18 protein-coding genes and 1 tRNA gene are annotated in these 23,150 nt (G+C 42.8%); 8 read left to right on the top strand and 11 right to left on the bottom strand.

The annotated features are described in order from the left end of the window. The first annotated feature begins 133 nt into the window (after positions 1-133). From U0035_RS19130 to U0035_RS19120, 3 genes are all read left to right on the top strand, one after another. A complete protein-coding gene (locus U0035_RS19130; RefSeq protein ID WP_114790551.1) occupies positions 134-1,234 on the top strand; it encodes a slipin family protein in 1,101 nt (366 codons plus the stop codon). Positions 1,235-1,531: 297 nt separating this feature from the next. Beyond that, positions 1,532-2,983: an RtcB family protein gene (locus U0035_RS19125; RefSeq protein ID WP_114790550.1), complete on the top strand. Its 1,452-nt coding sequence runs from the start codon at positions 1,532-1,534 to the stop codon at positions 2,981-2,983. A 218-nt stretch (positions 2,984-3,201) separates the two neighbouring features. Beyond that, positions 3,202-3,801 carry a uracil-DNA glycosylase family protein gene (locus tag U0035_RS19120; RefSeq protein ID WP_114790549.1) on the top strand — a complete coding sequence of 200 codons (600 nt, stop codon included), beginning with the start codon at positions 3,202-3,204 and terminating at the stop codon, positions 3,799-3,801. Between the two features lie 233 nt (positions 3,802-4,034). On the opposite strand, the gene U0035_RS19115 is transcribed toward U0035_RS19120, so the two are convergent. Both U0035_RS19115 and U0035_RS19110 read right to left on the bottom strand, forming a co-directional pair. Beyond that, positions 4,035-4,107 (bottom strand) — tRNA-Lys (locus U0035_RS19115). Between the two features lie 113 nt (positions 4,108-4,220). Next, the gene (locus tag U0035_RS19110; protein ID WP_114790548.1) at positions 4,221-6,671 is read right to left on the bottom strand and encodes a bifunctional glycoside hydrolase family 9 protein/polysaccharide deacetylase; all 2,451 of its coding nucleotides are present in this window, start codon (positions 6,669-6,671) and stop codon (positions 4,221-4,223) included. A 230-nt stretch (positions 6,672-6,901) separates the two neighbouring features. On the opposite strand from U0035_RS19110, the gene U0035_RS19105 reads away from it, so the two are divergent. Then, a complete protein-coding gene (locus U0035_RS19105; RefSeq protein ID WP_114790547.1) occupies positions 6,902-7,711 on the top strand; it encodes an SDR family oxidoreductase in 810 nt (269 codons plus the stop codon). 97 nt (positions 7,712-7,808) lie between these two features. Next, complete coding sequence (locus U0035_RS19100; protein ID WP_114790546.1) at positions 7,809-8,636, top strand: SAM hydrolase/SAM-dependent halogenase family protein; 828 nt, start codon at positions 7,809-7,811, stop codon at positions 8,634-8,636. Positions 8,637-8,696: 60 nt separating this feature from the next. Here the strand turns inward: U0035_RS19100 and U0035_RS19095 are convergent, their stop codons facing one another. The 4 genes from U0035_RS19095 to U0035_RS19080 form a co-directional block, all read right to left on the bottom strand. Next, positions 8,697-9,836: a sterol desaturase family protein gene (locus U0035_RS19095; protein ID WP_114790545.1), complete on the bottom strand. Its 1,140-nt coding sequence runs from the start codon at positions 9,834-9,836 to the stop codon at positions 8,697-8,699. A gap of 109 nt (positions 9,837-9,945) precedes the next feature. Continuing rightward, positions 9,946-10,929, bottom strand: a complete 984-nt coding sequence (gene argC / locus U0035_RS19090; protein WP_211316408.1) for an N-acetyl-gamma-glutamyl-phosphate reductase — start codon at positions 10,927-10,929, stop codon at positions 9,946-9,948. 84 nt (positions 10,930-11,013) lie between these two features. Then, positions 11,014-12,231, bottom strand: a complete 1,218-nt coding sequence (locus U0035_RS19085; RefSeq protein ID WP_114790544.1) for an argininosuccinate synthase — start codon at positions 12,229-12,231, stop codon at positions 11,014-11,016. Positions 12,232-12,244: 13 nt separating this feature from the next. Then, a complete protein-coding gene (locus U0035_RS19080; RefSeq protein ID WP_114790543.1) occupies positions 12,245-12,952 on the bottom strand; it encodes a GNAT family N-acetyltransferase in 708 nt (235 codons plus the stop codon). Between the two features lie 313 nt (positions 12,953-13,265). On the opposite strand from U0035_RS19080, the gene U0035_RS19075 reads away from it, so the two are divergent. Further along, positions 13,266-13,712, top strand: a complete 447-nt coding sequence (locus U0035_RS19075) for a hypothetical protein (RefSeq protein WP_211316407.1) — start codon at positions 13,266-13,268, stop codon at positions 13,710-13,712. On the opposite strand, the gene U0035_RS19070 is transcribed toward U0035_RS19075, so the two are convergent. The 3 genes from U0035_RS19070 to upp all read right to left on the bottom strand — a co-directional run bounded on the left by U0035_RS19070 (position 13,701) and on the right by upp (position 16,657). Then, positions 13,701-14,399 carry an SAM-dependent methyltransferase gene (locus U0035_RS19070; protein ID WP_114790542.1) on the bottom strand — a complete coding sequence of 233 codons (699 nt, stop codon included), beginning with the start codon at positions 14,397-14,399 and terminating at the stop codon, positions 13,701-13,703. The genes U0035_RS19075 and U0035_RS19070 overlap by 12 nt on opposite strands. 68 nt (positions 14,400-14,467) lie before the next feature. After that, a complete protein-coding gene (gene gdhA, locus U0035_RS19065) occupies positions 14,468-15,808 on the bottom strand; it encodes an NADP-specific glutamate dehydrogenase (protein WP_114790541.1) in 1,341 nt (446 codons plus the stop codon). 198 nt (positions 15,809-16,006) lie between these two features. Next, positions 16,007-16,657 carry a uracil phosphoribosyltransferase gene (gene upp / locus U0035_RS19060; protein WP_114790955.1) on the bottom strand — a complete coding sequence of 217 codons (651 nt, stop codon included), beginning with the start codon at positions 16,655-16,657 and terminating at the stop codon, positions 16,007-16,009. 225 nt (positions 16,658-16,882) lie between these two features. On the opposite strand from upp, the gene U0035_RS19055 reads away from it, so the two are divergent. Continuing rightward, a complete protein-coding gene (locus U0035_RS19055) occupies positions 16,883-17,968 on the top strand; it encodes an anhydro-N-acetylmuramic acid kinase (RefSeq protein WP_114790540.1) in 1,086 nt (361 codons plus the stop codon). Positions 17,969-18,276: 308 nt separating this feature from the next. Here the strand turns inward: U0035_RS19055 and holA are convergent, their stop codons facing one another. Continuing rightward, the gene (holA, locus tag U0035_RS19050; RefSeq protein ID WP_114790539.1) at positions 18,277-19,272 is read right to left on the bottom strand and encodes a DNA polymerase III subunit delta; all 996 of its coding nucleotides are present in this window, start codon (positions 19,270-19,272) and stop codon (positions 18,277-18,279) included. Positions 19,273-19,460: 188 nt separating this feature from the next. Here holA and U0035_RS19045 point away from each other — a divergent pair, with 188 nt between their 5' ends. Beyond that, positions 19,461-20,456, top strand: a complete 996-nt coding sequence (locus tag U0035_RS19045; RefSeq protein WP_114790538.1) for a DUF8428 domain-containing protein — start codon at positions 19,461-19,463, stop codon at positions 20,454-20,456. 263 nt (positions 20,457-20,719) lie between these two features. On the opposite strand, the gene U0035_RS19040 is transcribed toward U0035_RS19045, so the two are convergent. Then, on the bottom strand, positions 20,720-22,921 hold the full coding sequence (locus U0035_RS19040; RefSeq protein WP_114790537.1) for an alpha/beta hydrolase: 2,202 nt from the start codon (positions 22,919-22,921) through the stop codon (positions 20,720-20,722). Positions 22,922-23,150: the final 229 nt, after the last annotated feature.

Raw genomic sequence — 23,150 nt, 5'->3', positions numbered from 1 at the left:
AATTCGGCCGTTGCAGCAATTTTTGAAGAACCGCATGATCTGAAATCTCAGTTCGTTTTTCTCCGCTGTGTATCGGTTGCCGCCTGGAATGCCTACTGATATTAATAATGTTTAAAACCAAAAACAATATATTATGAAAAGGGTAAAAATCAACGCCTATCAAACGGGTCTTGTATTCAGGAACGGCGTGTACCAGCGCCTCATTACTGAAGGCTCATACTGGTTATGGAACGAAACTGTTACCATTTACAACCGGCAGGGCGTATTCAATCCACCTATTGCTTTAAACCTCCTGTTACAGGATGATGAGCTGGCAGCAATGCTGGAAGTATTTACGGTAAAAGACCAGGAGCTAGTATTGCAATTTGAAAACGGCTTATTGAAAGCTGCTTTAAAAGCGGGAGAATACGCCTTCTGGAAAACCATTGCTATTAACTATAGCTTTCTAAAAGTAAATACTGCCGTTTTAGATATTCCAGCCGATATAGACAGAAGCCTGCTGCAACACGCATTGGTGCAACCTTTCGTAAGAACTGTAACCATTGAAAACTTTGAAAAGGCGGTGCTGTTTGTAGATGGCCAATACAACAGCCGGCTCGACAGCGGTGTATACTATTGGTGGAAAAATGCGGTTCCCGTATTTATTGCGAGGGTCGATAGCCGGCAACAACAGCTTGAGATCAACGGGCAGGAAATTTTAACCAAAGATAAGGCAGCTTTACGTATCAATGCCTGGGCCCAGTTCAGGGTTGCTGATATTGAGAAAGCTATTTTGCAAAACAAAGACTACGATAAGCAATTATATGTAGCGCTTCAACTCGCGTTGCGTGAATACATTTCCGGCTATGGCCTTGATGAGCTCCTGGAAAAGAAAGAAGCTATCGGAGCCTTTGTAATGAGCGCTGTTACTCAACAAGCATTTGCGCTGGGTGTTGAAGTACTAAACTTTGGCATCAGGGACATCATCCTCCCAGGCGATGTGAAAGAGATCATGAACCAGGTATTGGTAGCTGAAAAGAAAGCACAGGCCAACACCATTACCAGGCGGGAAGAAACGGCCAGTACGAGAAGCCTGTTAAACACGGCAAAGCTAATGGAAGAAAATGCAGTGCTGTGGAAGCTGAAGGAACTGGAATACGTTGAAAAAATTGCTGACAAGATCAGCAATATCAGCGTAAATGGGAATGGCGCTTTGCTGGAACAGTTAAAACAGATCTTTGTGGCCCCAAAATAAGACAACATCCGATGCTATAGTGTCGGATGTTTTATACGCTATTTTATAACATCTTTTGACGGCACATTATCGGCATTGAATGTTCTTAAGAAATAAACATAGACGCAGGGTTACCTAATCGCCAATTCTGTATCAATCTCCGCTATGCGTGTACTATAACTACATATCGAACAACACCGGCAACATAAGTTAACAGTTGCCCATAAAAATACAAACTGTGCAAAAACATTGCACAGTTATACTACAATTTTACATTATCAAACAGAGGGGATAGAATCCCGCTCAAAAAAACATTTTATGAGCAAATTAAGCTTAACCGGAAAGGAATTAAGAAATATCGGTTATCCCGAAGGGCCCGTTATTTCGATCGCTATGAATATTATGCAAAAAGCATACAAACATGAAAGCAAAGAAACAGCGCTGGCCGTTTTAAGCAGCATTCTGGCTTCACCGCAAGACTATAGTACTGATGAAATATTAGGTGTCATTGCTAATCAACTGTTGCCTCAACAAGAGTTAGAGCACAATGGCATTTCGCTGAATCAAACAGGTATCCAATTTAATATTTTCGGACAGGAACATATAGAGGAAGGCGCCATGCACCAAATGTATACGGCGGCTAAATTGCCGGTAGCAGTAGCGGGTGCACTGATGCCCGATGCCCATCACGGCTACGGGCTGCCTATTGGAGGCGTACTGGCAACTGAAAACGTTGTGATCCCTTACGGCGTGGGCGTGGATATTGGCTGCAGGATGTGCCTGAGCATTTTTGACATCAACCCCCAGGAGCTGGTGCAACGCGAGCATTATTTCGCGAGGGAGATCAATGAAGCGACACTATTTGGTAGCGGCGCCCAGTTTAAACAGGCCGCTGATCACGAAGTGATGGATCATGAAGCCTTTGGCTTACTGCCTTTGTTAAAGCAATTACATGGACGGGCCTGGAAACAACTGGGTACCAGTGGAAGCGGCAATCATTTTGTTGAATTTGGTGAGGTAAGCATTGCCGAAACGGATGGCATCCTGCAATTACCGGCAGGGCAATACCTCGGACTGCTTTCCCACTCAGGATCAAGAGGTCTTGGGTCTAATATCGCCAATCACTATACCAAAGTGGCAGTCAGCAAAAGACGTTTACCGCTGGAAGCGAAAAACCTGGCGTGGCTGGACATGGCTGAAGCTGAAGGACAGGAATACTGGCTGGCCATGAACCTGGCAGGCGACTATGCATCGGCCTGTCACCATATCATACATGATAAAATAGCAAAGCAACTGGGTCGCAAACCTTTAAAGATGGTAGAAAACCATCACAATTTTGCCTGGAAGGAAATACTGGACGGTAAAGAAGTGATTGTACATCGTAAAGGTGCCACACCGGCCGGTAAAAACGTGCTGGGCATTATACCGGGCAGCATGACGGCACCAGGTTTTATCGTAAAGGGTAAAGGTGAAGCAGCATCTATCAACTCTGCCTCGCATGGCGCGGGCAGAAAGCTGAGCCGTACCAAGGCCATGCAAAGTATTACGGAAAAACAGCTGAGGGATGAACTGGTAAAACACAATGTCACCTTGCTGGGCGGCGGTTTGGACGAAGCGCCTTTTGCCTATAAGGATATTGAAGAAGTGATGAAAGGGCAAAAGGCATTAGTAGATATCGTTGGACGCTTTACACCTAAAATCGTAAAGATGGATGGCACACCCGTTAGAACCCGGAAATCGCAAAAGCAGGACATAGCTGAGGGCGAATAATGAAATAAACACCCGCGAAGCAAACGGCCCCTTGTTCTATAAAGCGGGGGCTGTTTCTTCATGCCGGTATAACCCGGAAGAATGACAAAAAAGATATGCCCCGTTTGAACAACACTTCATTGATATCGGCATTTATAAAGAAATTGCCAACCGAACCAATTAAATCAATAATTTCATACCAGCAGTTTTGATTCAGGTTGTTTTTTATACATCATAAAATGGACAAAATACTTGCAGAGATTAGAGATTGTACTGTTTGTAAAGATTTTTTGCCCAATACACCAAGGCCGATTATCCAGGCGAGCGCAGTTTCAAAAATTGTAGTAATAGGTCAGGCTCCAGGTCAAAAGGTTCAAAGTAGTGGCATTCCATGGGATGATGCCAGTGGCAATAATTTAAGAGAATGGCTTGGGGTTGATAAACAAATATTTTATAATGAAAAGATCTTTGCGCTTATCCCCATGGGTTTCTGTTTTCCGGGCACCGGGAATTCAGGAGATCTTCCCCCAAGGCCGGAATGTGCACCCTTATGGCATGAGAAGGTTTTAAGATTAATGACAGAGGTGAAACTATCTTTATTGATCGGGCAATATGCCCAGGGCTACTACCTAAAAAGCCATACTAAAATCACCTTAACAGAGACAGTAAAAAATTATAAAGCGTACCTGCCCCATTATATTCCTTTGCCGCACCCCTCACCCAGAAACAATATTTGGCAAAAGAAAAATAGTTGGTTTAAGGAAAATCTGGTGCCTGTTTTACAGGAAAAAGTAGCATCGCTTCTGAAAGCTTCTTTTACAACAGGTAACGATCTATAAAATTATCGGGTACTATCTTAATGCCCCTTTGTATTTAGCGGTGTTAAGCTGGCTAAAGCTTTCAGAGCTTCCCCAAGAGGCGTCAGAGATAACAACTTCTTCCTTTTTCGATTAGCGAAAATTTATGCCTGATCCTACACCTCCCCAATATTCAACTTGATCCCTGATCCCCCGCAGACCGGAGCAGTAAAAAAAGAGCATAAAAAAAGCGCATCCTGCGATGCGCTTTTCTGTGATTCCGCTGGGGCTCGAACCCAGGGCCCCAACATTAAAAGTGTTGTGCTCTACCAACTGAGCTACGAAATCTCCTAAGGAGTCCGGTGGGACAACCTCTTGTTTTCCCGTTTGGGAGTGCAAATATAGAAACCCTATACCATTGCACCAAACTTTTTTGAAATAAAATCAAACTTTTTTTTCGTTCAGGGTAATCGCGCTATAGAATAACCCATTTTCTTAAGGTAAATAATCATCTCCGTCAGATGATTGTACAACTTATCTTTCCGGCGCGGATCTGTACCTAAATGGACCAAAATCATATTCCCGTTCAAGCCCTGCTGCTGCTCCCGTTCCCATAACTTCCGCTGTATGCTATCACTACTGCGATAATTGAACAAATCCGGCCATGTATAATCTGCATTAGTACCTGTGCCAGGTGTAAAATTGATCACCTCAAGTCCATTCGTCTTACACCATCGCACCGTTTCTTTATTATACCACTCATAAGGTGGTAAATACCAACGCCCCTTACCTGCACCAACCTTTTTCAATTCCAACAAAGACCGGTCCAAATCACACTGAAATGAATCCCTGGTTACCAATAAAGAATCCCTTTTATTCCAGTCAGCATATAGCAAATGACGATCAGAATGTGAACCCAGATAATGACCTTCGCGAACAATCCGGTGAACGATATTTTTAAAAACCTTATTACGTATAAAATCGCCCGTAAGAAAAAAGCTGCCTTTTACCCCGTTCGCTTTCAATGCATCTAATATTCTGGTACCGCCTTCTCCAAATTCATGTGCAGAAAAAAGGAAATAAATTTTCTTCTTGTCCGGATTGAGTTTGATAACGGCTCCTTCAGCATCACGTACTTCTTTTAGATTCCTATTATCCTGTAATGACGACAAATAATAACTCAGGCTTGCCGTTCCGTCCATAGTTGGCTCATTGGTAGAATAATCGCCAAAATCATCATGGTAAACTACGAGATTGGATTGAAATTCTTTAAACTCATCTTCTGCATATAGCTTTATACCGATCAGCTTATTCCAGATGCTGCCATATACAGGACCATCCACCAGGCCTCCGGAGATTTTATACTTATATAAATAAGTAAAAGCCGAATGCGGATCTTTAGGAGCTACTCCCGTTTCCGGCAAATCACAGATCATACTGGTTCCCCAGGGATTGCAACCCAGTAACCAATCCCTCAATGCCGCCTCCTGCATGCTATAACGTTGATCACCGGTTAGCTTTTTGTACAAATGCATTTGAGTTAAAATGCCTGCAACCAAGTTGTTAGAGCACCAGATAAACGGAACCCCGTTTAAGAAAGGAGTTCCTTTACCGCGCGCCACCACTTTATCGATACCCTGTTTCATAAAAGAAATATATTCATCCCTGTGATCGGGATCCAGCCGGGCGCCCCAGTAATGCCCCAGGTTTACAAAAGGATACCATTGATAATGATTTGCCGAATCAGCACCCATCCATGGGGTAACCGGCTCCACCCTTGCATACTGTATCGCTTCATCCAGGTATTTTTTTTGCTTCGTTAGCTGATATATCGAAAGCGCTGCAAGCTCCATATCATCGGCATCATTGTCTTCGGCATAAATATAAGGCGCTTTCACAGATAAGGTTTGCGTATTACCCGGATAAAGCCGGCCGAAAGCATAAGCGTCTTTGGCTTTTGCAATGAGCGTCCGGGCAAATGCAGGATAAAACTCTTTCATCACAATAGCACCCAAAGCAAAAGCCGAGGCAAATTTGCCCGCAGAAGATGCTACTCCTTTTGTTTTATTTTTATATTTCCCCCCCTGTGGTTGCCCGGTTATAAAATAAACAGGCCTGGACAATCCCTTGCCTGGACCATATTTCACGCTATCCTGCGTAGGAAGTCTCAGCCCCGAATGATCCCGGTCATCAGCCAACTGGTTATAATATTCTTCTTTGCCCGGGTTCATCTTTACCAGCCAATCCAAACCCCATTTGGCCTCATCGATGATATCAGGAATCTGATTAGCACCTTCATTGCCCCGGGCATCGTAATGGTCTGAGAAACTTTGAGGGTTTTGTGTGTAAGCAAAAAGCATTTGATAAGTTGCATTGGCTGATGTAGGGAGATATTGTAAATAATCAGACGCATCGTGCCAGCCACCGGAAACATCTATATAGGTGGAATCTTTGGAGCGGTCTTTATGGTACACAATAAAGCCATCCTGCCGGTGACAGCTATCTTTTAAAAAGGGGTTATAACCGCTTCGTTGCTGCCTCATGTACTTTAAAATAAAATCGGCGGTTCCGTTATATACCCTATTTTGTATCCGAAACCCGGGAGACTTCACCCCTCCGGCTTCCAGGTAATAAACACCTTCTCTGCTGAATGATGAAAAGTCAAGTCGCCAGCTTTGCTGAAACGCTGCATAAGCCCCGCTTGACGATAAGGGTCCGGACCAAACCGATTTGCCTGTACCGGCATCTACCAGAGTAAAGTGTGTTAAAGAACGTTGCTCCTTAGCAACCAGTACGGCCACTTTTACATCACTGCCTGCATATCCCAATTGATTAATTCTTATCCAGGCCTGTTGGGCTACGGCGTGCCGGGATAGCAGACTTATCAATACAATACAAACCGATCTAATCATGATTTGATATTTGAAACTAAACGACAAGTAATTTTTTCTTTCTAAATTACACAAAGGAGAAAGAAAAATCACACCAAAGATTACTCTAGACCAAAGACACGTCCGAACTGGTGTCGTCCGGGCGGGCAATAAAAAACATACAAGAGAATTTACAAAAATCAAAAGGGCCGTCTATATTGGTTTTTGCCGTTTTATAAGTAGGTTTGCCAAAATCATCTTATCCTGTTTGAATGAATGTCCATTTCAAAGACAAAGTTGCGGTTATAACCGGTGGTACTGATGGCATTGGAAGGGCTCTTGTAGAGACCTTGCTCAGTTATGGCGCCAAAGTGGCCACCTGCGGACGCAGTCACGACAAGCTTTATGAACTACAGGCGCAACATCCTTCGCTCCCTTTACATACATTGGTAGCAGATGTAAGCCAGGAAGCCGACTGTAAAAAATTTATCGACTCTACTTTGAAAGTATTCGGCAGGATAGATTTACTGGTGAACAACGCCGGCATCAGCATGCGTGGCCTGTTTAAAGAACTCGAACTGGATGTGATTAAAAAAGTAATGGACGTTAACTTTTTTGGCGCCATTTACTGCACGAAATTTGCACTGCCAGCCTTAATCGAAAGCAAGGGCACTGTAGTGGGCATTTCGTCTATTGCCGGTTACAGGGGACTTCCGGGTAGAACGGGGTATTCAGCCAGCAAATTTGCGCTTCAGGGCTTCCTGGAATCTTTGAAGACGGAATTAAAAGACGACGGCGTACATGTAATGTGGGTAAGCCCTGGTTTTACAGCATCAAAGATAAGGGACCATGCATTGAACGATAAAGGAGAACAACAGCAAGAGAACCCCATGGATGAAGGAAAGATGATGACAGCGGAAGAATGTGCGGTATTACTATTGAATGCGATCAGGAAGAAGAAAAGAACCCTGGTACTGACATTTACAGGTAAAGAAACAGTATTCCTGAATAAATTCTTTCCCGGCCTGGCCGACAAACTGGTGCACAAGTTCTATTTTAAAAATAAAGAATTGATAAAGTAAGCAGGCTTTATAACAACGCACACAAACAGGTATCGTATAATAAAAAAATATATAAATTGCACGCTAAATAAAGAAGCGGATTGGCAGTAACTCCTAAATGAACTTTGTAACACTTACATCAGACATCGGGCATAACGACTACCTTATCGGAGCCATAAAAGCTCAACTGCTGCAAGCAAGCAATGATCTGCAACTTATAGATATTTCTCATAATATCGCACCCTTTAATTTTCCTCAGGCCTCTTATGTTTGCCGGGGAGCCTTTAAAAACTTCCCCGAATTCACCTACCATATCATCCTGGTTAATCTTTTTGATAAAAAGCCCAAAAACCTTTTATTGGCATTTCATAAAAATCAATATATATTTTGCGCCGACAATGGTTTATTGAATATGATACTGGAGGAAAAGCCGGATATGGTGATGGGCATTAAACTGGATAAAGCCGCTAACAAGAATACACTATATTGTACGAAGGTTATTGCAGAAACTATCGCCCGTTTGGCCAATGGAGAGTCGATTCAGAAAATAGGAATTCCGGATGTAAGTTTTGTGGAGAAAAACCCTTTGCTGCCACTGGAGAGCGCTAATTTTATCGAAGGGCAGATCATCTTCATCGACAATTTTGAAAATGTTGTGGTAAACATTACGAAAATGCAATTTGAAGACCAGCGTCAGGGTCGGGGTTTTAAAATTGTTTTTCTGCGGGATGAAATGATCAATAAAATCAGCGAGTCTTACGCTGATGTTCCTGAAGGAGAAAAGCTGGCGCTTTTCAATAGTGCCGACTATCTTGAAATTGCGATCAACAAGGGGAACGCTGCTGGCTTATTTGGCTTAAAAGGGTATTCAGACAAGGCCAGCCGCTCTTCTGCTATTATGCAGAACCAGCTGCTATATCAAACGGTAAAGGTTTATTTTGAATAAGGATACTGAGAAACAGCCAATAGCACGTACTTTATCTCTCATTAAACATCCACCGCCAAACTACCTGTCACTCTGCTCATCCATGTTCAAATTACTATCAAAAGGGCTCTTAGTAAAAGGATAAATACTTTGCTTTACAAATCCCTTAGGATATTCAGCTTCGCGCACACCGGTACCTGCAGGCCATTCTTTACCGGGTAAATAATAGGTGCCGAAGATCCAGTCAATGAAAGGGAAAATAGAAGCAAAATTTTTACCGTAATATTTAGGATCCTCGCAATGATGCCAATGATGGTATTGAGGTGTTGTAAAGATATATTTCAGGAAGCCAAAGTTGATCCGGACATTAGAGTGAATCAGTACTGCATGCACTGCGATGAAAATGATATAAGCGTTAAACACGGGCTGCGAGAAACCCAGTATATACAAAGGTACAAAAGTCATGGCCCTGGTAAAAAATATATCGATAAAATGGGTACGACTACCTGCCAGCCAGTCCATATTTTGGGTAGAATGATGCACCGAATGAAATCGCCATAAATACACATGGTTATGGAAAATACGATGGGCCCAGTATTGAAACAGGTCGGTTGCAAAAAATGCCAGTAACAAGCCCAAAATAAACGGAAGATCCGCTACCCAGGCATGTATTTTATCCAGCCCGATCCAACCAAAAAACAACATAGCCGGCTTTTGAGTGACCACCCCGAAAAACTGGATGAACAAATGGCTGATTGCGAAATAAACCAGGTCGGTTCTCCACTCTTCATGAAACCTCGATTGTTGATTGCGTTTAGGAAAGAACAATTCGAGCGGCACAAAGATAACGGCCATCAACAGCAGATCTAATAACAACCAATCCAACCCTATATGCCAGGAAGTTTTCTCAACACTACGCCCTTCCACACCAAAGGCTCCTAATAGAACTGCGATACCAGACAAACCGGCTCCAATGGCAGCCAGTTTGATTCTTTTGCTTAAGATCAGGCTCAACAAAGCAAAAAAGAAAGCACCAATCACCACTGCCGTAATCAATGTGGCCATGCTTTCACCGGTATATATTTCCCTGAACTCAGGCGTCGTTAACCGTTCGGGATACCGGAAGCACAGCATACCTCCCAGCGCCAGAATTGAAAGAAAAATGGAACAATAGCCGCTGATATACCCGCGACCGATCTTTAGTCGTTCATATTTAGCCATAAGTGAATAACTCTCTGAACAGTGAAATTACTGATTCGCTTTAAAAGCATCAACACGTTCAACAATCGCCAGCCTGCTAATTAATACTGCTCCTGATAAAACGGATCTGCTAAAAAGCAACCGGCTTCAATCTTAATCCGGACGTTTCATCCAGCCCAAATACCAGGTTCATGTTGTGCACGGCCTGTCCGCTGGCACCTTTTAAGAGGTTATCCAGCGCAGAGTGCACTACCAGTTTATTACCAGCTTTCTCCAAATGTATAACCGCTTTATTGGTATTTACCACCTGCTTTAAGAAAACAGGGGTTTTGCTTACCTGTGTAAACGGATGGTCTTTATAAAAATCTTCAAATAAGGGATACAGCTCTTCTAAAGCCAGATCGGTAGTAACCGTAGAGCTTACAAAAATACCGCGGGTAAAATCACCACGCCAGGGAACAAAACTCAGATCAAAATCGGTATCATCACCCTGAAGCTGGTGTAAGGATTCGCCTATTTCTCCCAGGTGCTGATGCGTCAGGGTTTTATAAGCCTGTATATTGTTGGCCCTCCAACTGAAATGAGAAGTGGCGCTTAACGACTGTCCGGCCCCTGTACTGCCGGTTATACCTGTTGTATAGATATCTTTTAGTAACCCTGCCTTGGCAAGAGGTAATAAGCCCAGTTGTATGGTTGTAGCAAAACAGCCGGGATTTGCAATGTTTTGAGCCGTTTTAATCGAGTCCTTATTAAGCTCGGGCAAACCGTATACAAAGGTCCGGTTAATAGCCTCCTGTATATTGTCCTTTCTTAAACGAAAATCGTTAGCAAGGTCAATAATTTTGATAGATTCGTTGATAGGCTGCTCCTGCAGGAACTTTGTAGATTCGCCATGTCCCAGGCAAAGAAATAAACAATCAATATCCTGTAAAACCTCACCGTTAAACTTTAAATCAGTATCGCCAATCAGGTCTTTGTGTACTTCATAAACATATTTATCAGCATTGCTGCGACTATGAATATAGCTGATATGTACTTCAGGATGGTTGATCAGTAGCCTAATCAACTCTCCTCCTGTATATCCTGCTCCGCCAATGATTCCTACGTTTATCATTATTATAAAGTTGATAGTTGACAGAGGCCGGATGATAGCTATGACTTTTTCTGTCAACTGTCATCTATTAACTGTCAGCTCGATTTAGAATTCGCTTGCGTTTCTTTGATTCACGCTTTCTTTTACCAGGTGGTAAATGGCTGTTTGATTACCAAATATACGGGTAAAGCCTTTTACATCGTCGCCGGTAAAGCCGGCGTTCATTTCACCATAGCTGCCAAAAGCGCTGTTCATCAGGTCAAACTCACTTTCAATACCTATTATCTGGTAACGATACGGATGTAACTGTATAAATACTTTTCCTGTCACATTGCGCTGGCTGCTTTCGAGATAAGCTTCCATATCACGCATTACGGGATCGAGGATCTGCCCCTCATGCAACCAGGTTCCGTAAAACTGCGACACCTGGTCTTTCCACTGTAACTGCCATTTACTTAACACATGTTTCTCCAGCGCATGATGTCCTTTTAAGATCAGCATAGGAGCTGCTGCTTCAAATCCTACGCGGCCTTTAATACCGATGATCGTATCGCCCACGTGAATATCACGCCCGATACCATAAGGACCGGCAATCGTTTGCAAATATTGAATAGCTTCTGTAGGGTGATCGAAAGCTTTCTCATTTACCTTCACCAACTCGCCTTTTTCAAATTCCAGGCTAATCTCTTCGCTACCTGTTTTCGTAACCTGTGTAGGCCATGCTTCTTCAGGCAATAATCCTTTCGAGTTCAACGTCTCTTTTCCACCCACACTGGTGCCCCAAAGTCCTTTATTAATTGAGTAAACGGCTTTTTCGAAGTTCATTTCAACACCTTTGCTCTTCAGGTATTCAATTTCCGATTCACGGCTCAATTTCAGATCGCGGATCGGCGTCATGATCTCTGTACCCGGTGCTATGATATTTAACACCATATCAAAACGCACCTGGTCGTTACCCGCACCTGTACTGCCATGTGCAACTGCATCTGCATTGAGACGTTTTGCGTAATCAGCTATATGAAGCGCCTGGCTCAACCTCTCGGCAGATACGCTCAAGGGGTAGGTATTGTTTTTTAAAATATTACCAAATACCAGGTATTTGATGATGGAATCGTAATAGTTTTTAACAGCGTTCACTGTTTTGTGCGATTTCACCCCCAGCTTTTTAGCATGGGCTTCTACCTGCTCTAACTCCTGTTCACTAAAACCTCCGGTGTTTACGATGATGCTATGTACTTCATAGCCTTTTTCTTCGGTTAGATACTTTGCACAAAAAGTAGTGTCTAAACCACCGCTGAAACCTAAAACAACTTTTTTAGCCATCTAATAATTTATTTTAATGAAAAAGTGAATTAAAAAATACTTTTAACGAGGAGCCGCCACCGCCATTTTTTTCTTTGCGACGAAAAGGCTTTAAAAATTTCCACTGCTTGAAACGTAATAACCGCTCCAGGCTCGACTGATTCTCTTCAAAAAAAGCTTTTGTTTCTTCTGGCTCGTAATGATCTTTGGGATCGTACAACATAGCCGTACACATACAGTTTTTTCTTTCCTTGCTCATCAGGATCTCGTAATTGACACAACTCTTACATCCCGCCCAGAACTGCTCGTCCTGCGTTAATTCCGAATAAGTAACCGGTTCATATCCCAGTTCGCTATTGATCTTCATGACAGCCAACCCGGTTGTGAGACCAAATATCTTCGCCTGGGGATATAGCTTCCTGCTTAAATTAAAAATAGTCTGCTTGATTTTTTTAGCAACGCCGCTTTTGCGGAAATTAGGCGAAACGATAAGACCAGAGTTCGCTACATATTCGTTATGGCTCCAGGTTTCTATATAACAAAACCCTACCCAATCACCACCTTTGGTAAGGGCAATAACGGCCTTGCCTTCGTCAATCTTTTTTTCGATGTACTCCGGGCTTCTCTTGGCGATACCGGTGCCTCTCGCCTTAGCCGAAGATTCCATCTCATCGGTAATGATCGTAGAATATTTTTTATCTTCAGAGACAGCTACTCTTACTATAATTTCCTGATTGTCCACTATTTGTATTTCTAAATTGTGTTGGGTGCCTGCCCGAAAGTTTGTTAGGTTCCGAATTTTTCCACTGACAGGCGCCTTTGGCGATAGGTATGTCCTGTCAGAATAGAGGACAACAGCGTTGGGGACGTGGCGAAAATATAAACACATCAAAGCCTACCGCGTACACACCGGTTGTAATGTCGGGGTGAAACATGAAATGTTTGGTATGACTTAAAAGATTGTTCATATAAAAACAAATAGTACTTTTAGAGCCGCAAATTTAGTGCAATAAATTAATATTGTATTATTAAAGTTTAATTAATAAAACCTTTTTATGCCTATAGAACCTATTCCAGCATCAACCGTGCCGCCTAAAAAACGCGGTGGCTGCGCCAGGTACTTTTTCATGGCTATTTTGCTGATCTTACTGCTGGGAGCCGGATATATCTACTGGAAGTTCTACTACCCTTATACTTCAGACGGCGTAAAGTCGGGTTATTTAAATTTTGCGGTGGAAAAAGGCCAGATTTTTAAAACTTACGAAGGCAAGCTGATACAGGAAGGCATAAGAGGCTCTGCGGCCGGTGGCGTTCAGTCCAACGAATTCGAATTTTCCATTAAAGACAAAAAAGTATTTGATATCCTGAAAATGAACTCAGGCAAAAGATTTGACCTGCATTATAAAGAATATAACGGCGCTTTACCCTGGCGTGGCAACACCCGGTATATTGTAGACAGCATCATCTCTATGAAGGAGGCAGCACCTGTATCAGGCTTTTAACAGGAAGATTGCCGGTTTTTTATGCAATTCGATGGTTTGCTGCTTCCATTGCTGCACCGTAAGCGTTTTAATTACTTCATCAGGCCCGGTAATATTAACAGCTACGCATATTTGGGTGGCGGGCTGACAGGCCTTTAACAGGGTTTCCAGCATCTGGTTATTACGGTAAGGCGTTTCAATGAAAATCTGCGTGCTATTTTTCTTATTGGATTCAACCTCAAGCTCTTTTACGGTTTTTATTCTTTGCTGGTTATCTATGGGGAGATACCCGTTAAAAGCAAATTGCTGACCGTTCATGCCGCTGGCCATCAGCGCCAGTAAAATAGAACTGGGGCCTACTAATGGCGCAACCGTCGCCCCGGTTTCCTGAGCTACCCCTACCAGCAGCTGTCCCGGATCGGCTACACCCGGGCAACCGGCTTCGCTGATAATGCCAATAGTTTGACCTTCTTTTAAACAGGTCCGGAAAGCCTGAACCACCTCCTGCTCTGCCTTGCCAATCGTAAACCACTTATAGTCGTCAATAACAATTTCTTTTTTTAACTGCTTGATATACCGCCTGGCTGAGCGCTCATTTTCTACAAAAAGCACATTACATTTTTTGATTGCATCCAGTAAATAGGCTGGCAGTACATGTAATGCCTCCTCGTGCAAAAAAGTGGGAATAAGATAAACCTGTGCAGACATAGCGATAATTTGCACAATGATACTACAATTAACGGTCTCCTGCTTGCCCGGTTGCCTGCCTATCCGTTTTACACTACCCCTTGCGACAACATGGCTTCGGCAACTTTTACAAATCCACCGACATTAGCCCCTTTTTCGTAATTAATATGGCCCTGCTCATCTTTACCGTATTTAACGCAGATATGATGAATATCCGTCATGATCGCTTTAAGCTTATGATCTACTTTCTCCCTTCCCCAGCTATACCGTAATGAATTCTGCGACATCTCCAGGCCCGAAACCGCTACACCGCCGGCATTGGCCGCTTTACCCGGCGCATATAAAACTCTGGCATTATTAAAAGCGGCTACCGCTTCAGGTGTGCAGGGCATATTAGCCCCTTCGGCAACACAATAGCAACCATTATTAATCAGCATTTCTGCATCTGCTAATGCCAGTTCATTTTGTGTGGCATTCGGCAATGCTATATCACATTTGATCTTCCACGGCTTTTCCCCGGCATGATATTCACAGCCAAAATGATCTGCATACGCCTTAATACGGCCCCTGCGTTCATTTTTAAGTTCTTTGATAAATTCCAGCTTTTCCAGGTCTATCCCCAACGGGTCGTATATAAATCCTTCAGAATCGGACATCGTCAGCACTTTAGCTCCGTGATTGATGCATTTTTCCGCCGCGAACTGGGCTACATTACCTGAACCGGAAATGAGTACCTTTTTACCAACGAGGGTCTCTTCCCTGTCCTTCAGCATCTCTTCCACAAAATAAACCAGCCCATAGCCAGTTGCTTCGGGCCGTATCAAACTACCGCCCCACTCAAAAGCCTTGCCGGTTAATACACCATTAAAAGTACCTGTGATTCGCTTGTACTGTCCAAATAAGTAGCCGATCTCCCTTTTACCCACACCGATATCACCAGCCGGAATATCTACATCATCTCCTACATGCCGGTACAACTCTGTCATAAAACTTTGGCAAAATTTCATAATCTCGTTTTCAGACTTCCCCTTGGGATCAAAGTCAGACCCTCCTTTTCCTCCGCCCATAGGCAAACCGGTCAGGCTGTTTTTAAATACCTGCTCAAAAGCAAGAAACTTTAATACGCTGAGTGTAACAGTAGGATGAAACCGCAGCCCACCTTTGTAAGGACCTATCGCACTGTTCATCTGAACGCGAAAGCCCCGGTTAACCTGCACCTCACCCTTATCATCTAACCACGCAACCCTGAATATAACCACGCGCTCCGGCTCGGCGATACGCTCCAATATTTTACTGTTTTTATATCTAGGCTGCGACGCTATATAAGGTATCAGCGACTCTGCTACTTCGGTAACGGCCTGCAGAAACTCCGGTTCTCCTGCATTTCGTTTGCTAACCAGGTCCAGAAACCGGTTGGTAGATTGATTCATATTGCACCAAAATTTACGTTAACCGGAAAAGTACATAAACAGTAATTAATGATCATTAATTTTTTTTAGATTTTTTTCATGCAACGCCATTAAATATTAATAAGTAATGCCCACAGCATCAAACTTTTAAAAAACTTGGCCACAGACAAAAAAGCAGTCCTGCAGGCTGCTTCCATTAGTTTATTATACGATTACAGATCAATTTTGTGTTTTATTGCCGTAAGCGAGATCTCCGGCGTCTCCCAGCCCTGGAACGATATAGCCCTTTGCTGTAATTTCCTCATCGATATCTCCACACCAGATGATTGCTTCAGGTACTTCCCGTGTTACATATTCCAAACCATCTACGCAGGCAATTGCAGCAGCGATATGAATGTCTTTGGGTTTGCCTTCATTTTTAAGAAACTGTACGGTTTTCACCAGTGAAGCTCCCGTGGCCAGCATCGGATCCGAAATAATAACAATACGGTTATCAAGCTCCGGCGTACTTATATATTCAATCTCTATTTCAAAGCTGCCATCCTTATGATGCTTGCGGTAAGCTGATACAAATGCATTATCTCCTTTATCGAAATAGCTCAACAGTCCCTGATGCAGGGCTAAGCCTGCACGCAAAATGGTAGCCAATACCGGCTGTTCTGATAATTTTTTACTATTAGAAATACCTAAAGGCGTTTGCGTCTCCACTATTTCGAAAGGTAGTGTTTTACTGATTTCATAAGCGATCACTTCACCAATACGTTCTAAATTGCGCCTGAACCGCATACGGTCATTTTGCACTTCCACATCTCTTAATTCGCTTACCCAGTTACTCAGCAGGCTATGATTCTCACTTAAGTTTATGATCATTGGTATTGGCTTTTTTTGTTGAGCGATATAATTACTGGTGTGTTTTATTACTTTCGCAAACATACAGGATTTATATTTTTTATGAGCCTGGCCTGAGAATATAAATGATCGCCCCGTGGGGCAGGCGCTGTTGTTGAGTGAGACAGGCGTTATACCCGCTATAGCTCCATTCACAGGTCAACACATTCCTGTTCTTTTTATTACTTAAAATGTTTTAGTTCTATCATGGTTTATCGTGCTATAGGCTTAATGAGCGGTAGCTCTCTCGACGGATTGGATATTGTGTTTGCCGAAATTTTAGAGAATGGAGGCAAATGGAGTTATGAGCTGGTTCATGCCGACTGTGTTCCTTACAGTAGTGAATGGGTCGATCAATTAAAAAATGCCACTTCGCTGTCCGCATTAGATTACCAGCTTTTGCATACCGCATATGGCCATTATATTGGAGCGCGTGTTAATGAGTTTATAGAAAAATACCAGCTGCAGTTTAAAGTGGCCGTTATAGCATCACATGGACATACTACGTTTCATATTCCTTCAAAAAAAATGACAGCACAACTGGGAGACGGAGCTGCTATTGCCGCAACAACGCAATTACCGGTTGTTACAGATCTCAGGGCGATGGACATTGCCTTTGGAGGGCAGGGAGCGCCTATTGTACCCATTGGGGAGCAATTGTTTTTTTCGAATTACCAATACTTTCTCAATATCGGCGGCATTGCCAATATTTCTATCAGCAATGAGGGGTATAAGGCCTTTGATATTTGTGCAGCCAACCGTGTTTTAAATATGCTGGCTCAGGAAGCCGGACAGGACTTTGACAGGGACGGCGCGCTTGCCAGAAGTGGCCAGATCAACCAGTCCCTGCTGAATGAGCTCAACGGGCTGGCTTATTACACCCATCCGATTCCCAAATCATTAGCTAATAGCTTTGGCACTGATATCGTATATCCCATTATCAAAAAATACGGGCTCTCGACTGAAGATGCGCTACATACTTATGTGGCACATATTGTAAGACAGATCAAAAATGCCATCATGCCCCACCGGGTATCCACCGACGGGGAAGAACAGTTACTGGTAACTGGTGGAGGCGCATTGAATGGCTATCTGATAGAGCGCTTACAGGAAGCACTGGGATCTATAAAGGTGGTCATCCCGGATGAGCAACTGGTCCAATACAAAGAGGCGTTGATTATGGCTTTGATTGGCGTATTACGCTGGCGCGAAGAATATAATGTACTAAGCTCGGTAACCGGAGCTGCACGTAACAGCGTGGGTGGGGCTATGTGGATGGGACAGGAGGAATAAGGAGGGACGACAGCGGACAGTTGATAGCAGACAGAAAGCAGATGAAATTTTATAGGTGATCGTTCATAGATAAGGGATTATAGCCGGGACTTAAAAGTTATCGCCGGGAAGGGGATGCTGGTTACTGGATGCTGGTTTGCCGGATGACAATTGTCTTTGCGTTGAACATTGGTTATTTGATGGATGTGGGATGTGCGGGACCGGATACGGTTCATGGATGCTCTGAATGATCTGCTGAATGGCAGTGGCCTTATCACCTCTTCAACCTTCTCAACTTTTAAACCCATCAACCAGCCAACTTATCAAACCTACATCATAATCTTTACCACCATTTCCTTTAATAGCTCCGCATCCTCTACCCTGGCGGTGTTAATGCCGAGGCTTTTGAGGTTATAGCTATGTAACAGCAGCAATATTTTCTCTACATCTCTGAAGCTATACGTTTTTGAGGCCTGTAAATAACTCTTTACAAAAAAAGGCCCGACGCCAATCTGCTTGGCAATAGCATCTTCTCCGCCGGAAGCGCCGTAAACCATATAGGTTTTATTGAAAAAAGAATACAAAGATGGCAGTACCAGTTGTATGGGCGCTATTTTGGGGTTGGCAGCGAAATACTGGATGATACGTACAGCCTTTGCCAGATTACGTGTAGCAATAGCGTTCTGCAATTCAAATACATTAAATTCCTTGCTGATACCTACATAGCTCTCCACATCCTCTTCAGTAATGGATTTCCGGGCGCCCAGATTAATGAGTATTTTATCAACCTCATTTTTAATCCGGCTCAGGTCGTTACCAATATGGTCTACAATCAGGCTGTTGGCCTTGGGCGAAATGGTATACCCCATATTCTTTACAACTGTATTTACCCATTCGGGCAATGCATTATCATATAATTTCTTGGTAACTATATATTCTGTTTTGTCTTTTACCAGTTTAGCAAACCTGGTACGCGAATCGAGTTTCTTATCTTTAAACGCCACCACCAATATGGTGGATGAAAGAGGTGTTTGAATATACGGCTCCAGCTTGTCCACATCTTTCATTTGCTGGGCCTCCTTTACAATTACTACCTGCCTGTCGGAGAACATGGGATATTTACGGCAGGCATTTAAAACATCCGGCCAGGCGGCATCCTTCCCGTAAAAAATGGTGAGGTTAAAAGAGGCTTCACTCTCATTTAATATATGATGCTCAGCATAATCTACCAGCTGATCGACATAAAACTCCTCGTCGCCTTCTATCCAATACACTGGTTTATAAGCACTTTTCTTCCAATCTGATATTACCTTATCCACAGACATGCACGCAAGATAATTTTAAATCCCAAAATATTATCAAAATAACGATGATAGCGCCAAGCTTTCTTGGTTTGGCATAATTTATGTTTCCACTGAAAAGACATTTTTAAAAATATTAGGAAATTCTTTAACCTACTGCATTAATTTGCAGTTTTTTTAGTGCAGTTTTTAAATTAAAAAATTATTGTTTTATGGCAAACACAAATTATCCCTCTGCCTCTCAGCAGCCATCCAATAATACGCCCTCTAGTTCCAACGGTGGTAGAAACCTTATTATCGGCCTCTTAGTAGCCGCATTACTCGGAACCTGGGGTTTTATGCTTTGGAATAAAAATTCAGGCAGTGAAGGCGGAAATGTCTTTTCTGGTACTGATGCGCAAACCGAAACTGTTATGTCTGAATCAGATTCGCTAAGACAAATGTTCAACCTGGCAGAAATGCGCCTGGATTCAATTACAGGGGCGAACAACAATCTGCAGGGCGAAAAAACAGCCCTGCAAAAAGAAATCGATTCAAGAAAGGCTGAAATCAATAAAATATTAAGCGACAATAACGCAACAGCTGCTGATTTAAAAAGAGCGCGTCAGTTAATAGGCGAATTGAATGGGCAGATCGGAAGGCTGGAAGCTCAGGTTACACAACTTAAAGGTGAGAACCAGGAGTTAACAGCGCGTAACACACATTTGACGTCTGAAAAAAATGTTTTGAGCCAGAATCTTGATATGCGCACTGCAGAAAATGATGAATTGGCGAATACGGTTGATGTAGCCAGTACACTGGCAGCTTCAGGTATGTCAGTTACCCCTTTAAAAGAAAGAAAAAATGGTAAGGAAAGAGAAACCAGCTTTGCCAGGAAGGTAGATAAACTGCAGATCGCGTTTAATATCGAAAACAGGATTACTACATCTGGTCCGGCTGATCTTTATGTGATTGTTACCGATCCTAAGGGCGCTATCGTTCAAAATTCTGAATTAGGCTCCGGCGCTATGACTACCCGCCAGGATGGTGACAGGAACTTCACAGCAAAAATTCCTGTAGAATATGAAACCGGTACCCGCAAAGGTGTTTCTTTCCCTATCAAAAATTTAGAAGGTTTTAAAGCCGGTGATTATAAAATAGAAGTATATCACAACGGATTTAAAATCGGTGAAGGTATCAGGAGCCTGCGAAAAGGAATCTTTGGTTAATAACATCAGAAACCCACAAATATAAATGCCGCCTCAAAAGGGCGGCTTTTTATTTTATTTAGTGCTTTAATAACCTATATCCTACATTATAGTAACCCGGTATCAAAAATTATTACAATGGTTTGTCATCCCTTCCGGCCAGCGGAAATACGAACCAGTTGTATGCATCTCAATAAAATGGATGCCGGTGTGTTTAAGCAGGATTTAGATGGCAACGTTCAATAACAGGCGCCGGGGCTTCTTCTTTCAGAAAGACAGCCTGGCTAATTGTATCCAATTTTGTCGATGATAACGGAGCCGGCAGGCTGTTTATCAAATACAAAACTGATCTGCTCTATCTGCTGGGGATTAAAGTCGGCATCAGCTTCTTTAAATGCAGAAAAAGGCAATTGAATAAACTGGAGTACCCGCTCAACCGGCATATCTTTTTTGAGATCTGACAGATAGTTCCATTTCGCAAGTTCCGTCTTTAGCAAAGGGGCCGCTGTATAAAAATCACTAAAAGATTTTCTATAAATCCTGGTTGGGGTCCTCAATTCAATAGAAAAGTTTACCTGATTAATTTGATCGCTATTGTTAGCAATGGAAAAAAATAAATTTTCAGAATTCCAGGGGATCCTGGCTCCAGGTAAGCTGCCGGACAAATTGATGGTATAATAGGGCGGGACCGGGTTATTCGCATTACCCCATTCCAGGAACACTCCTTTATTTTCCTGGCCCAATGCATCTCCGTTTCTGAGGGGTAATACTCTTTCATACCATTTTTTCAAATTACCGGCCTCTATGAAACAGCCTTGTAAATCCGTTGTTCGTAAGTTTTGATCTTCCTCATAATCTGCCAGGTAGCGGAACGAGTAGTCTTCAAACTGGCTTACATAGTAATTGCGCGGTAAAAAATCGAAACCGGTTCTGCAATCTTTTAAAAAAGGTATATATTTTTTTTCTCCTAGCATAGTTGCTTTTAAAAAAGCAGATACGTAGGTGCCCGCAATGCGTTGCTGATCTGCACCACTTAACAGGCCGGCAGAATTGACAAAATACTGGTTGGGGAAACGTAAATCCTTTATACCCCAAACACTGTTAAATTGCCCGTGGTTAGCTTTATATATATAAAGCATTGCTTTAAGATTCTTGTGAGCGGTATCCGTCTTAACCCGGTTAAATGACCTGATACCTTCACAATAATAGACGTCCTGATCATGGCTCCCATGCAAAATCAGGAAATTAGCACCACTATTTTCAAGGGGGATTTCAAATCCTGGTGATTGCCGGCCGGCGGGAGCCAACTGTACAATGCTTTTAATTGAAAATCTGAAATTGAAATTAATCTGCCCGTCATACGGGTACCGGTCAAGCCCGTTGAGGGTGAGCGCCACCGCAACTGCGTCCGCGCCGCGCGAGTGCCCAGCAAGGCAGATATTGTTCATATCAACCCGTCGGTAAAAAGGATTTCCGGGATTTGCACTCCAGGTACGCAAATATTCCAGGTGTTTTAAAATCAACCAGGCCCTGGCGTTTACTTCGGTAAACCAAAAATCATTAAACCAACTTTCATTTAAAAAATTCTCATCAATAGATACAACTATAAATCCCTGGCTGGCCAGTAAGCTTCCCATGTAAGCATATCCTTTTTCCGAATAATCGGTCATTAAGTGATTGCCATGTACAAAAACGACCAGGGAGAAGGTACCGGGTTGCTGCGGCATCCATACCCTTGCATTCAATGGCAATTGATCAAGGCCAAATCCCCAATAGGTTTTTCTCAATAAAGATTTAATTTTTGAAGCAGGCTGCATAAATGGAGAGGCATTGACTGGCATTGTTCGCAATTGAACATCGGGCCCATATTCAGCCCGCTGCTTATCTGTACCCGATCCGTAGCTAAACTCTTTAACGGCGAAGGGGCGGTGTTTTATCGGATCTTCGACAGATGTAAGATGTTTACTGGCTTTTTGCTCCCAATACCGATCAGTAACCGGTAAAGCATGCGTGCTACCTTTACTAACGAGCAAGGCGAACATCGACACGTTAATTGCTACTGCAAGGCAAACGAACAACCACCTGACAATTAGTCGGGTTTTAAGATGGAATGCGATACCGACGAGTATACCCGAAATAAGCTCTAAAAAAATAAAGGGCCGGTTAAACTTTTCATCCGGTAAAAACCTGGTAAATAAAAATGTTCCAATGACAGCAATAACAATATACTTATTGACGTTTTGAATAACCGTATATATATAGTATGCCAATCCAAATATTAAAAAAGGAAGCATCAGCGATACTCCCACTACGATAAAAACATCAACTATCAGCGGAAGTCCGGTTTTTACAGTGCCGGCAAAATACATCATACATATTAAAGCAGCTACCATGCTGCCTACCAAAGCTCCCCGGGAGGATTTGTTCAGCAGGTTAATAACTTCCTCAACAGAAAACTTTACATTCTTTTTGCTTTTCCTCAACATGACAGTAGTAGCACAGCGATATATAAGTAATCATTAAAATTAATTCTTATCACTGATATTGATGCCGGAAAATAATGTTTTTTTGCGCTGGAACCACCCCTTTTTTGCCCTCAGTCAATGCAAACGGTCTCATACGAACGATAACTAACCACACGACGTAATTCAAAGTAAACAAATTGTAATACGAAAGCTTATTTTATCGTTTCATTGTAACAACCGGTTAAGAGAA

Source organism: Niabella yanshanensis (assembly GCF_034424215.1).
In the GTDB taxonomy this organism is placed as follows: Bacteria; Bacteroidota; Bacteroidia; order Chitinophagales; family Chitinophagaceae; genus Niabella; species Niabella yanshanensis.
The sequence above is the reverse complement of the archived record's forward strand: the minus strand, read 5'-3'. Positions and strand labels throughout refer to the sequence as shown.

Coding starts and splice junctions, on each gene's coding strand:
- U0035_RS19130 (WP_114790551.1), top strand. CDS start 134: ATGAAAAGGGTAAAAATCAACGCCTATCAAACGGGTCTTGTATTCAGG.
- gdhA (WP_114790541.1), bottom strand. CDS start 15,808: ATGAATCAATCTACCAACCGGTTTCTGGACCTGGTTAGCAAACGAAAT.
- U0035_RS19095 (WP_114790545.1), bottom strand. CDS start 9,836: ATGGCTAAATATGAACGACTAAAGATCGGTCGCGGGTATATCAGCGGC.
- U0035_RS19100 (WP_114790546.1), top strand. CDS start 7,809: ATGAACTTTGTAACACTTACATCAGACATCGGGCATAACGACTACCTT.
- U0035_RS19110 (WP_114790548.1), bottom strand. CDS start 6,671: ATGATTAGATCGGTTTGTATTGTATTGATAAGTCTGCTATCCCGGCAC.
- upp (WP_114790955.1), bottom strand. CDS start 16,657: ATGATCATAAACTTAAGTGAGAATCATAGCCTGCTGAGTAACTGGGTA.
- U0035_RS19070 (WP_114790542.1), bottom strand. CDS start 14,399: ATGTCTGCACAGGTTTATCTTATTCCCACTTTTTTGCACGAGGAGGCA.
- U0035_RS19040 (WP_114790537.1), bottom strand. CDS start 22,921: ATGTTGAGGAAAAGCAAAAAGAATGTAAAGTTTTCTGTTGAGGAAGTT.
- argC (WP_211316408.1), bottom strand. CDS start 10,929: ATGATAAACGTAGGAATCATTGGCGGAGCAGGATATACAGGAGGAGAG.
- U0035_RS19125 (WP_114790550.1), top strand. CDS start 1,532: ATGAGCAAATTAAGCTTAACCGGAAAGGAATTAAGAAATATCGGTTAT.
- U0035_RS19085 (WP_114790544.1), bottom strand. CDS start 12,231: ATGGCTAAAAAAGTTGTTTTAGGTTTCAGCGGTGGTTTAGACACTACT.
- U0035_RS19075 (WP_211316407.1), top strand. CDS start 13,266: ATGCCTATAGAACCTATTCCAGCATCAACCGTGCCGCCTAAAAAACGC.
- holA (WP_114790539.1), bottom strand. CDS start 19,272: ATGTCTGTGGATAAGGTAATATCAGATTGGAAGAAAAGTGCTTATAAA.
- U0035_RS19120 (WP_114790549.1), top strand. CDS start 3,202: ATGGACAAAATACTTGCAGAGATTAGAGATTGTACTGTTTGTAAAGAT.
- U0035_RS19055 (WP_114790540.1), top strand. CDS start 16,883: ATGGTTTATCGTGCTATAGGCTTAATGAGCGGTAGCTCTCTCGACGGA.
- U0035_RS19105 (WP_114790547.1), top strand. CDS start 6,902: ATGAATGTCCATTTCAAAGACAAAGTTGCGGTTATAACCGGTGGTACT.
- U0035_RS19045 (WP_114790538.1), top strand. CDS start 19,461: ATGGCAAACACAAATTATCCCTCTGCCTCTCAGCAGCCATCCAATAAT.